Below are 10,582 nucleotides of genomic sequence, written 5' to 3'. Positions count from 1 at the left end.
GCAACTCAAACCGATTTCCCGGTTACTGCGGTGCAGGTCATGTTTGAGGCGTAACACCTCTCGTATTTTGCGCATAGATACCCTCTTGCCCGGCATGAACCCCTCCTTGATTATTTCTTTGAAGAAAAGGTTCTATACCATCTGGTTCTATGCGTCGTTACGCTCCGAAAATGGTGACCGGAATGGTCTGGAATCAGTGACCGGGATCGAATGGAATGGCTGGCCGGGATCGTCTGGAATTCGCACTCTACCATGGGAAATCACATGGAAAAAGCTGCAGCTGATGAGATGATGGATAGTGCTAAAGGCCACATGGAATCGGGTGAAATGATGGAAGGTGCTAAAGGCCACATGGAATCTGGTGAGATGATGGATGGTGCCAAAGGCCACATGGAGTCTGGTGAAATGATGGATGGTGCCAAAGGCCACATGAAATCGGGTGAGATGATGGATGGTGCCAAAGACCACATGAAAACCGGTGGGATGATGGAAGGTGCTATGTAATAGGAAGAGGGGACGCTAAGAATTACGATTCGTCTCCTTGGTGTCACATCGATAACACAGTGAATAAATTATTATATAAATATCAATGTATTGGGGCGTAGGTGCGGGGTGGAATCGCCTCGCCCACCAGCAATATCAGCCACTTGGCAATCTTTTGCTAAGTGGCTTTTTTTTATTTTGTGCCCCAAACAGTTCCTCACCTGTTCACCGTTAAGTTCGGGAACAGGTCCTGGGGCCACCGGTTATGTTAGTGTTCATGGCGACTGCGTTACCATGAATCGCATAGCTGACTTCTCCGGCCCCGCGATTGGGGGAGCCCAAAATATGATGCATTACTTAAACACAACCCCTCGATTTCCATCCACCTCTATTTTTTGCCCATTCTTCAGGTTGCGGGTTACACCGGGAATACCCATTACCGCAGGTATTCCATATTCACGAGCCACAATGGCCGCATGGGATGCAAGCCCTCCCGTTTCGGTAACCACTGCCGCCGCCGTGGCAAAGAGAGGCGTCCAGGCGGGATTCGTGTATGGACAGACCAGCACCTCTCCAGCCATAAGTTTGCCAAATTCATGCTCTCCGCGGATGATCCTGACATTGGCTTGAATAATGCCCGGGCTGGCGGCTATTCCCTTAAGAATCTCTCCCTGTGCAGCGACTCCAGACCGTTCGGCCTGCCATCTCGCGTTCACCAGCCTGTAGGTGGCGCGACGACGCGCCAGCAATTCGCGCACAGTCTCCCTTGCAGGAGCCCTATCGCAGAGCCATTCTCGGATTTCTTCGTAGGTAAGGTAGCCGATGTCACCTTCTCTCTCCAGAATACCCCGATCAATAAATCTGCGTTCCCACTCGTAGGAAATTTCCTGGAGTGCATCGATTGGTCGGGTTAAGTCGTAATGGCTTTTTTCCCGAAATGCATTCAACCGGTACAAATGATGCCATAGCCAACGAAAAGCGCTCCGCAGGCCCAGGATATATCGCAACCGTTTCTCCACAAGCAAGAGGGCTTCCTGGTGACGGACGCGTGCGAATTCAGGATTTCCGGTTCGCTTCTCGGCAACTACAAGGCTTGCCAGCAGTCGCCAGACCTGTATTTGGTCATGTCGCCAGGTCGGGGTTGTCAGGTACCAGCAGGGCCCTTCACGATGACCATGTCTATCTATGAAAAAATTGAAGGCCTTCATAAAATCCCGCCCCACAGCTGTTTCTTTCAGGCGATGCGGTGCTTCGTCACGAAGAGATGCTAAAACTTCAGGATGTTGGCGGGCCAGACGGGAAAGCTGCCAGAGGTCCTCATTGAGAGTGATCGTTGGAGTTTCAATTCCTGCCATGAGATTCGACATGACTTCATCTCGCTTAGTTGGCCCTACCGCCAGGGCTACCAGTAACCTCAGCAATGATTCAGCATGAACTCCGCCAGCGGCGCTCATCCGTTTGTACAGATGCTTTTCCCAAACTGCCAGGATTGTTTCTGCCCGTCTAAACAGTTCCTCATCTGCCATAGAGGAAAGATCTATCGATTTCGACACGGTTTGCAGTTCTCCGCTAGGAGCATCTTCCCACCAGCTTAGCCAGTCCGTTTTCAGCTGCCGAAAGAGAAGAGAAACGCCACGAAAATACATGAGCCATAATCGATGGATGGGTGGCATGCGATATGCCTGGCGCCAAAGCTGGGCCATAACCTTCTCCTCGTCCTCCTGTTTGATAACTGCCCCGCCTTCCTTGATGGAATAGAGGTGCCCGCCGAGCAAACGTTTGACAACAACGTTGTCCAAAGGTCGAGGTGCGATGACATAGCGCTCATCGACAAAGGGCTTGATCATTTTGTCAAGAAACGAAGGCTTGCCAAGCGGCTCGATTGGATCCACGGTCGTGTTCATCAGCGCTGTCATGGGACGGGCCTGGAGCAGGTGGATTGTGTCTTGCGCTAGAGCAAACTCGATATCCTGGGGGCAGCCGAAGTGCTCCTCAATACGAAGAGCCATACCACACAGTTTTTTCAGTAGATTGGGAGAAAGGAGCTCGGATCTGCCATTTTCCCTGGTTTCCGCAAGAGAGGTTCGGTCAATCCGGTAGACATCACCAGCAATATCCCCGGAAACAAGTGCCTCTCCCAAACCTGGTACAATCTCGATCCGCATGTGGTTATCGCCCGACAGCAACGGGTCTTGGGTGAAAAGAACTCCGGCCGCATCGGCAGGAATCATTTCCTGGATGATGACGGCCATTCGTGCCGAGAACCGGTCTGTAGCTTGTCGTTGACGATAGACCAGGGCCCTGCGGCTCCAAAGTGAAGCCCAACAGTTTCGAACTGCCTGGAGCAAAGCCTCCGTTCCCTGGATATTCAGATAAGTCTCGTATTGCCCGGCTGAAGATGTTCCTTCCTGATCCTCGCAGGTTGCTGAAGAGCGAACAGCCACGACCGGACTCTGCATCTGGGAATATTGATCCAACAGCATGCTCGACAAATTTTCGTCCAGGGGACAGTGAGTCAGAATTTCGAAAGCGGTTTGCTCCACTCCCGCCCAATCCTGTTCTTCGATCAATGGAAATATCTTTTCGTGTAGACCGCACCGTATTGCCTGGTTCTCGTAAGCCGAAGTCGTGAGAACCATCGTGTTGGGAACATTCATTCCGAGTTGCATCAACTGGATAAGGTTTGAACATTTGCCCCCGACTTCGTCATTATCCAAGCGCGTATTTTTATTAATTTGAATGACTTTCACTGTTCACTCCTTGGAGGATGAACTGCCAAACGGAATGGAGCAAAGATCCACTGCTGTCGATATCCGTTACAATGGCCAGCACCACTCCCTGGTAAAGGAAAAAAATATGCATAGCCAACTCTGTCGCAGTAAGATCGCAGCGGATTTCTCCTTCCTGTTGTGCCTTGGCCACAAGTTCGGCGAGTATTTCAAACAGCCGTTTGCGAGACGGTGTCGGATTTGACAAATAATTGGGGTCGAGCATGCTATAGGTGCAGATAAGTCGCACCTCTTCGATATTTTTCTCGGCCTCGTGCACCATTACCGAAATCATCTGCCGGATCAGTTCCAAAGAAGAAGTGGCCGAATCAGCTTGATCAAGAAGGTTTTCAACAAGATCCTGAAGTCTTTGTCCGTAAAGTCGCAGAACACCTTGCTTGGTTCTGAAGTGATTGAAAAAGGTCGCACGGCTGTACCCGGCCCTCTCGGTTATTTCATTCACTGAGGTCTCGTCGAATCCCTTTTGCCGAAACAGCTCCATGGCGGCATCGTAAAGAGCCTGCTTTACCTGGGTATTTTTTTTCTGTCGTAATCCTTTTGTCATCATCATGCTCCATTTTTAGACTTGAGTATAAAAATATACCTAGGTCTAAAAAAATCAATGTTAAAACTGAGCGCCCAACTTTTTGAAAAGTGTTGAAATAAAATGGAATGTCTCGCTGAAATAGCGTTTTTGTTTTTGAAAAAAACATTTTCGCAATTTCAGCCGAAAAAATGAGAACCTGATTCAGGTGAGAAGTGACGCAGATTTTTTCAACGCCTTTCCGAAGTCGTTCAAGACGTCTTTATTCTGAGACTTGACGGATAATTAATGCCACTTGCAGCATGATGAATACCGCATGGCTTAGCCGGACGGCTATGGTCGGTGGTGGTGGGCTGAGGCGGATGCGACGCGATAACGAATGCAGGACCAACGGGACCAGTATAGAGATTTTTTTAGCATTCCCATGCAGAAATCAATATTTCGCAGGCGCCTAAGCCCGTTTGGCAGGCCACGATGTCTTTATTGTTGGCATCCCGGTATACCCGTTGAGCCCTGAATTGCAAAGGTGGCACCGGAGGGGCAACTCCCGGTTTCGAAAAAGATGCAGGTTCATGCAGGCAAATAAAAAATGGCTTACAGGGTCAATACTCTGTAAGCCATTGAAATTATAAGTACGATTAATTTATTTGTTCTTTTGGATCATTAGGCAACTCAATAATAAAAGTTGTTCCAACCCCCTCTTCAGATTTTACTTCTATTCTCCCGTGATGTTTTGCGCAAATAATATCATGGGAAATTGCCAATCCTTGACCAGTTCCTTTTCCGACATCTTTTGTTGTGAAAAATGGATCAAATATCCGGTTTTTAATTTTATCAGGTATACCTGTACCTGTATCTGATATCCGTATTTCTACGAATCCTTCTTTTTGTGTAGTGCTTATTTCGATGTTCCCTTTCTGTCCAACTGGATTGCGCCCAAGCTTACTTTCTATAGCATGAGCGGCATTTATGACTATGTTTAATATAACCTGACTTACAGAATCAACATTGCACCATACAGGATATATATTTTCATCTAATGAGGTTTCGACAACGGATACATATTTCCATTCATTTCGAGATATAGTAACGGTTGTCAATATTATCCTGTTGATATCTGACTCAACTTTACTCTCTCCACCTGGATGAGAAAATGCTTTCATTGCTTGAACAATAGATGAAACTCGATGAAGCCCCTCTCTTGACTGTTCAATAGATCTTGGTATTTCTTCTTCCAAATACTCCCAATCAAAATCCTCAATCTTCTCAGCTAAAGAACTAAACTCATCATTTTTATTAAATTTTTCTGAGAATTTATCAAGAAAGTCTTTGGTTACTTTTATGTATTCATTAACCTCATCAAAAGATTCTTGTATGAAGCTAATATTAGAGTTTATGAATTGAATCGGGGTATTGATCTCATGAGCAATACCAGATGCTAACTGGCCAACCGATTCCAATTTCTGAGCTCGAAGAAGTTGAAGTTGAAGATTTTCTTTTTCTTTTTGGCTTTCAATCCTGTTATTGACATTACGAGCAATATGAAAAGAGCCTATGATTTTACCAGAAGTATTGAAATATGGCACAACACGCATTTCAACATTTCCGCCTAGACGTTCGTCGTAAAGCTCAAGCATGTGTGTTCTATGGTCATTGAGCATTTTTTCATGAAGGCAATTTTCAAGTAGACATTGGCTGCCATGGACACAAACGAAGCACATTTCCCCTATTACATCTGAAAGATCTAATTGAAGTAGGGAAAGCATAGTTTTATTCATGTAAACTATTTCATGCTTTAGGTTTATGACAAAGATCAAGTCGGGAAGCTCATCAACTATCCGTTTCCATTCATTTTCTGTATTCAAAAAGCTTGCTTCATTATCCAGGGAAAACACATCTGACGTGTTATTTAATTGGGATTTCGTAGGCATAACCTTCTCCTTCTTCGAATATTCAATCAAATTGTGGAATGCTAAACCGTGTAAAATCCTCACCCTCCTCTCTTTGTAAAATTACGTTAATAATGATTTGTTGCTTTACGAGCGATTTGCGAATTTTTCCGATATAATAGATAGATAGTATATCCATTTTTAGTAACCCCTGTCAAGGGCAATAGGAAAAATCTATACAGATCTCTCTCCCTGCTTGACAGGAAAACAAATCAATGCGTCTCTCAATTCATGGTGGCGGTTTTTACGCAGTCAAAGCGGTTTTCAAGGTAACTACCGCAAAGACTGTCTCTCCAAATCAACAATATATAAAAAATTTATAATGGAATTGCTGTCTTGGGATCAGTCCGTCGATTGTTCGAATAACTCCGCTTCGAATAGTTATATTCAAAAAAAGTTGTAACTATAAATGGGGAGCATCCGATAGTTATGGAATTGCTCTGCAGATCGAAGTTGTCCTGTTTGGTTAATAATTTTAATACTTTACGTTATTTTTTTGTTTAAATGCTGCTTTTTACATGATATAATATCCCGTTAAATCAGGAGGTTACATCATGGCGGCTGTGCGAAAAATTCGGAATTGGTCTAAATGTTACAAAGACATGTACGATAATATTCTCGATCAAAAAATTGCTCACATTATTCAGTGTGTTGATGCGCCCAACGAACAAGGATAGATTGTGTGAGTGAGGCACGAACAACGAACAAGGATAGATTGTGTGAGTGAGGCACGAACGAACCACAATCTTATCCGGGGTTGGACAAGCCCGGTCTCACAAAGGAAATAAATATTGCTCTGGAATATGCTGGAAGCACTACCAGGATGGTAGTGCTGAACGCAGGACGTAGGAATGCATTCGCCTGTATCAGGCGTTAAAAAGCGGCTCGCTGCTCATAAAAGAGTTTTCCTCCCGTGTGCTTCTTGACGGTGAAGCGGCGTCTCGCTTAAAGGTTACCCGGGGTGGCGATAGTCATTTCTAAATCGCACTATGCGCATCGGCTGATTGCAGCATGGACAAGCAAACACTGGTCGGGGGCGAGGCGGCTGCGGCCTGATAACGACGTGCAGGACCAACTGGACCAGCATACGGATTTTCTTGGCATTCCCGTGCAGAAATCCATATTCGCGCAGCCGCCTAAACCCGTTTGGCAAGACATGTTGAAGAAGCAGACGCAGAAACTCCTCTCCCCTAAGCGTCCTCTTCTGCATTGTCCCGGTTGCGCTGTCCCGGTACCTAAAGGTTACTTCGCCGTTGGTATTGGCAATGATGTTTTTTTCTCCAATCACGCCTCGGTACAAATACCTTGCGAGGTATTTTAAGGCCGGTGCACCGGTGCCCATATGGTCGCAGTGGACAACCCATTTTTTCGGGACTTTGTCTGTGATCCGCAAGCCGATAGCATCTGCTCCGGCCAGGAACTTACCGCGAAAGGCTTTGGCCAAGGCAAAACCGTTGAAGAGATATTTCCCCGATAGCTTTTTCCAAACCCGAGCCTGTTGGTCAATGCCACCTCCAGGGATCAGGACGTGGATATGCGGGTGAAATTCCAATCTCCTTGAATGGGTGTGCAGGACCATGGTCATGCCGATCTCGGCGCCCAAAGATTTTGCATTGCGGGCGAATGAACGCAGGACTTCGGCAGCACACCGGAACATGAGCGAATAGACCTCTCCCTGGTGACGATAAGCCAACAAACGCAGCTGATAGGGCAAGGTAAAGGTCACCATGAAATAGGGCACAGGCAGGAGCTTTTCCCGTTGTTTGTCGATCCAGAGACTGGTCAGGTGATTTTGACAGCGTGGGCAATGGCGGTTGCCACAGGAGAGCGGGCGCCACTGACCTTGCTGACAGTCAGGGCACTGCACGTAGAGTTCTCCGGAAGCAGGCGTTCGGCAACGGAGAATCGCATCAAGGGCCTTGCGTTGGTCCGGCAGGATGGTTTTGCCGAATCGTGCCATGAAGACATCGTAATATTGGTGAACAAGAGTGGCCAGATCCATGATCACCTCCCTGCCGGGTTGAGCTGCAGTGAGTTGACCAAGGCATTGATCGCTGCCTGACTATCCAGTTCGGCAACATCGGTGAGATGAGTGTAACGGGCTGTGGTTGTGGGACTGGCATGACCAAGCAGAGCCTGGATATGCCGCAGGCTTAAGCCGGATTCGAGTAGGTGGGTTGCGAAACTGTGACGGAGGCTGTGGATCGAGACTTTTTTTAATCCCACAGGAGGTGACAACGGCTTTCATTGCCTGCTGGGCTCCACCATTATTCATGTGGTTTGTCGCCTGACGGATCGTTTCTATTGATCCCCGGTAATTGGGAAAGAGCAACTTCGGGTGCTGGTGTTCACGCCAGAGCAGGCGTAACGCTTCCAAGGTGCGGTTCGGCAACGGGACAAGACGATCTTTATGGCCCTTACCGCGACGGACGTGGATCTTCATGTGGCCGGTATCGACATCACCGACCTGAAGAGACAAGGCCTCTTCCAGGCGAAGCCCCATGGAATAAGTGGTGAAGAGAAAGACGCGATAGCGGAGCTCCCGGCAGCCATGAATGATCCTGCCGATCTCTTCGCGGGTCAGGATATCCGGAATGGTTTTAACGACAGGTGCTTTGACGATGTTGAGCCACTGCCAATCCGTCTCCAGAACATGTTTCCAGAAAAACATGAGACCGAGCCGGTCCAGCTTGACTGTGCTCCAAGAGTACCCCTTGACCAATTTGGCAAAGTACTCTTCCAGCTCTTGCACGCTGAGCTTGTCGGGGCAACAATCGAAATATGAGACCAATCGGCGCACAGCTCGGCCATAAGCATCTATTGTTTTGGCGCTTTTCCCTTGTAGCGCAAGCTTTTGCAGGTGGCGTTCATAGAGGGACTCGAATCGTTTAATTTCGGCTTTGTTCATAGTATACTCCTTGCTGTAAGTGTTTGAAAATTAAACTCTTACACGAGTATACACTGGTTTTTATTCTGCCGCGCAGCGGCTTCGTCCAACAACACGCTTTTTGAGATAATTAACAAGACCAGAAAAGAGTACCCGTCAATAGATCCCGAATTAGTCCAGATTGTCATTCAAGGTGAACTTGATCGGCAAGTCCAAGCTCCGATATGCGCTCCTTGCGAGAGCAAAGCTCATAAAAAATATTCCAAGAAAAAAGAGTGCGTTACCACCATTGGCACCCTTGTCATTGACTGCCCGTACTATGTTTGCCCCAAATGTAAAGCCGTCCATACCCCGTATGAAGATGCTCTTAATTTAAGGGATGGCAAATACCAATATGATGTTCAAAAAATAGCCTCTCTCTTCGGCGCCAAGGAAACTTTTGAGGAAGCTGCGGAAATGATGAACGAGATCTATCGTTTTGGTATTTCAGCGGACACTGTGCATAAACTTACCAATCAAGTCGCCGAGGAAATCAGCCTTGAAGAGATCACTCCCACCTCTCAAGAACTATCTAAAATTATAGAAGATATCTCGGAGGAAAACTATCGAAGGCCAGTTCTGGTCTTTTCTGCTGATGGTGCCATGGTGCCCATTAGAACGGAGGAAAAGGGGCAACCTCATCACTGGCGCGAAGCTAAAGGGATCCGCGGTTACCTGCTCGATAAGGACAAGATCGTTCATCTGTTAAGCTGGCATCAAATCAGCAATGTTACTGAATTTCGAGGATTCCTTGCTCAATTGAGAGACAAAGATATAATCCCGTTGAATAAAGTTCGCCTGTGTTTTGTCGGTGATGGAGCCGATTGGATATGGGACTGCGTCAAAGAATATTTCCCCACCTGCCGCCAAGTCCTTGATTATTTCCACTGCTCAGAACACCTCCATGATTTTGCCAAACATCAGTTTACTGGGTCGAAAAAAGCCGATGAGTGGATAGAGCAAACCAAGGTTCGGCTTTTTCACAACAACGCCTCTTATATCATCGCTGGCTTGAATAGAATGAAATGCAAAACAGCCACTGCGGAGACAGAGAGAACTAAGCTGGTAAACTACCTGAAAAAGAACCAAAAAAGAATTGACTATGGACGCTTACGTCGTGGTGGCTACCCGCTTGGCAGCGGAGCGATCGAAAGCGCCAATAAGTTTATCAGCAATATTCGCCTCAAAAGATCCGGTGCCTGGTGGAAAGTTGATTATGCAAACAACATCCTCAAATTGCGATGTGCCAAATACAATTCAAAATTCGATTCCTTTTTCGAGGAGTATGAGCAAAACACCAAAGAGCAGCGGGCATCACGACCGAAAAGGATCCGACGGGTTAAATGATGCCATAAGTATCGGATGCTCCCCTATAAATGGGGGGCACGCCTCATTAAAAGGGTTAGCCTCTCGAATTGGGGAAAAGCCATGAAAAAGGACTTGCTGAGCCGATCAAAGTCCTATTTGGGGCGAATTTCGGGGGCAAGATGCACGATGCTGAAGATGATACACATCTAATAAGTCACTGATTTTTTGCCCGGCATAGCGGTTTAACCCAGCCTGCGTTTCGCCAGGCGTCATCACGACCAGGAGGAAGAAAAAGACGTTTTGAGCTTCGTCTCCCTCTGAATGTAGGTGTTCTTGCCACCGCGTTTTGACCTTTTACGCTGTCATTACGCTTGGGAATGGTTGTCTTTTTGCGATTTCTTGCATAGAGTGCTCTGTATTGCAGGTTGAGCATGCTCCTCTGCTCCGTCTTTTTTGCGTGTAAGGCGGGGGAGTGTTCATCGGATAGGACGGAAGCCTTGCGGCTCCCGCCCCTCCTCAGAACCGTACGAGCGAGTTTCCCCGCATACGGCTCAAGCACTCTGTAAGACTCTTTTGAGGAGTCCGGAGATTATTGGCTATTTGG

General features: G+C 47.1%; 7 protein-coding genes and 1 pseudogene. 2 read left to right on the top strand and 6 right to left on the bottom strand.

Features of this window, described 5'->3' with window-relative positions:
- Nucleotides 1-264 precede the first annotated feature (264 nt).
- Nucleotides 265-504: a hypothetical protein gene (locus tag JWJ90_RS21670; protein WP_205229308.1), complete on the top strand. Its 240-nt coding sequence runs from the start codon at nt 265-267 to the stop codon at nt 502-504.
- A gap of 332 nt (nt 505-836) precedes the next feature.
- On the opposite strand, the gene JWJ90_RS21665 is transcribed toward JWJ90_RS21670, so the two are convergent.
- From JWJ90_RS21665 to JWJ90_RS23385, 6 genes and pseudogenes are all read right to left on the bottom strand, one after another.
- Nucleotides 837-3,233: a PEP/pyruvate-binding domain-containing protein gene (locus tag JWJ90_RS21665; RefSeq protein WP_205229307.1), complete on the bottom strand. Its 2,397-nt coding sequence runs from the start codon at nt 3,231-3,233 to the stop codon at nt 837-839.
- A complete protein-coding gene (locus JWJ90_RS21660) occupies nt 3,214-3,816 on the bottom strand; it encodes a TetR/AcrR family transcriptional regulator (protein ID WP_205229306.1) in 603 nt (200 codons plus the stop codon). Before JWJ90_RS21660 ends, JWJ90_RS21665 begins: the two co-directional genes overlap by 20 nt.
- A 617-nt stretch (nt 3,817-4,433) precedes the next feature.
- Nucleotides 4,434-5,726, bottom strand: a complete 1,293-nt coding sequence (locus JWJ90_RS21655; RefSeq protein ID WP_205229305.1) for an ATP-binding protein — start codon at nt 5,724-5,726, stop codon at nt 4,434-4,436.
- A 970-nt stretch (nt 5,727-6,696) separates the two neighbouring features.
- Nucleotides 6,697-7,746: an IS91 family transposase gene (locus tag JWJ90_RS21650; RefSeq protein ID WP_205229304.1), complete on the bottom strand. Its 1,050-nt coding sequence runs from the start codon at nt 7,744-7,746 to the stop codon at nt 6,697-6,699.
- Between the two features lie 2 nt (nt 7,747-7,748).
- Nucleotides 7,749-7,970 (bottom strand): tyrosine-type recombinase/integrase, encoded by a 222-nt coding sequence (locus tag JWJ90_RS23795; protein ID WP_338032357.1) that lies wholly within the window; start codon nt 7,968-7,970, stop codon nt 7,749-7,751.
- A 55-nt stretch (nt 7,971-8,025) separates the two neighbouring features.
- Nucleotides 8,026-8,652 (bottom strand): annotated as a pseudogene (locus JWJ90_RS23385) (tyrosine-type recombinase/integrase); the annotation flags it as partial.
- A 48-nt stretch (nt 8,653-8,700) separates the two neighbouring features.
- Here JWJ90_RS23385 and JWJ90_RS21635 point away from each other — a divergent pair.
- Nucleotides 8,701-10,017 carry an ISKra4 family transposase gene (locus tag JWJ90_RS21635; RefSeq protein WP_205229309.1) on the top strand — a complete coding sequence of 439 codons (1,317 nt, stop codon included), beginning with the start codon at nt 8,701-8,703 and terminating at the stop codon, nt 10,015-10,017.
- Nucleotides 10,018-10,582: the final 565 nt, after the last annotated feature.

The organism is Desulfobulbus rhabdoformis (assembly GCF_016919065.1).
In the GTDB taxonomy this organism is placed as follows: domain Bacteria; phylum Desulfobacterota; class Desulfobulbia; order Desulfobulbales; family Desulfobulbaceae; genus Desulfobulbus; species Desulfobulbus rhabdoformis.
Note: the sequence above shows the minus strand (reverse complement) of the source record. Positions and strands in the feature narration are given on the sequence as shown.

Coding starts and splice junctions, on each gene's coding strand:
- JWJ90_RS21670 (WP_205229308.1), top strand. CDS start 265: ATGGAAAAAGCTGCAGCTGATGAGATGATGGATAGTGCTAAAGGCCAC.
- JWJ90_RS21660 (WP_205229306.1), bottom strand. CDS start 3,816: ATGACAAAAGGATTACGACAGAAAAAAAATACCCAGGTAAAGCAGGCT.
- JWJ90_RS21655 (WP_205229305.1), bottom strand. CDS start 5,726: ATGCCTACGAAATCCCAATTAAATAACACGTCAGATGTGTTTTCCCTG.
- JWJ90_RS21650 (WP_205229304.1), bottom strand. CDS start 7,746: ATGGATCTGGCCACTCTTGTTCACCAATATTACGATGTCTTCATGGCA.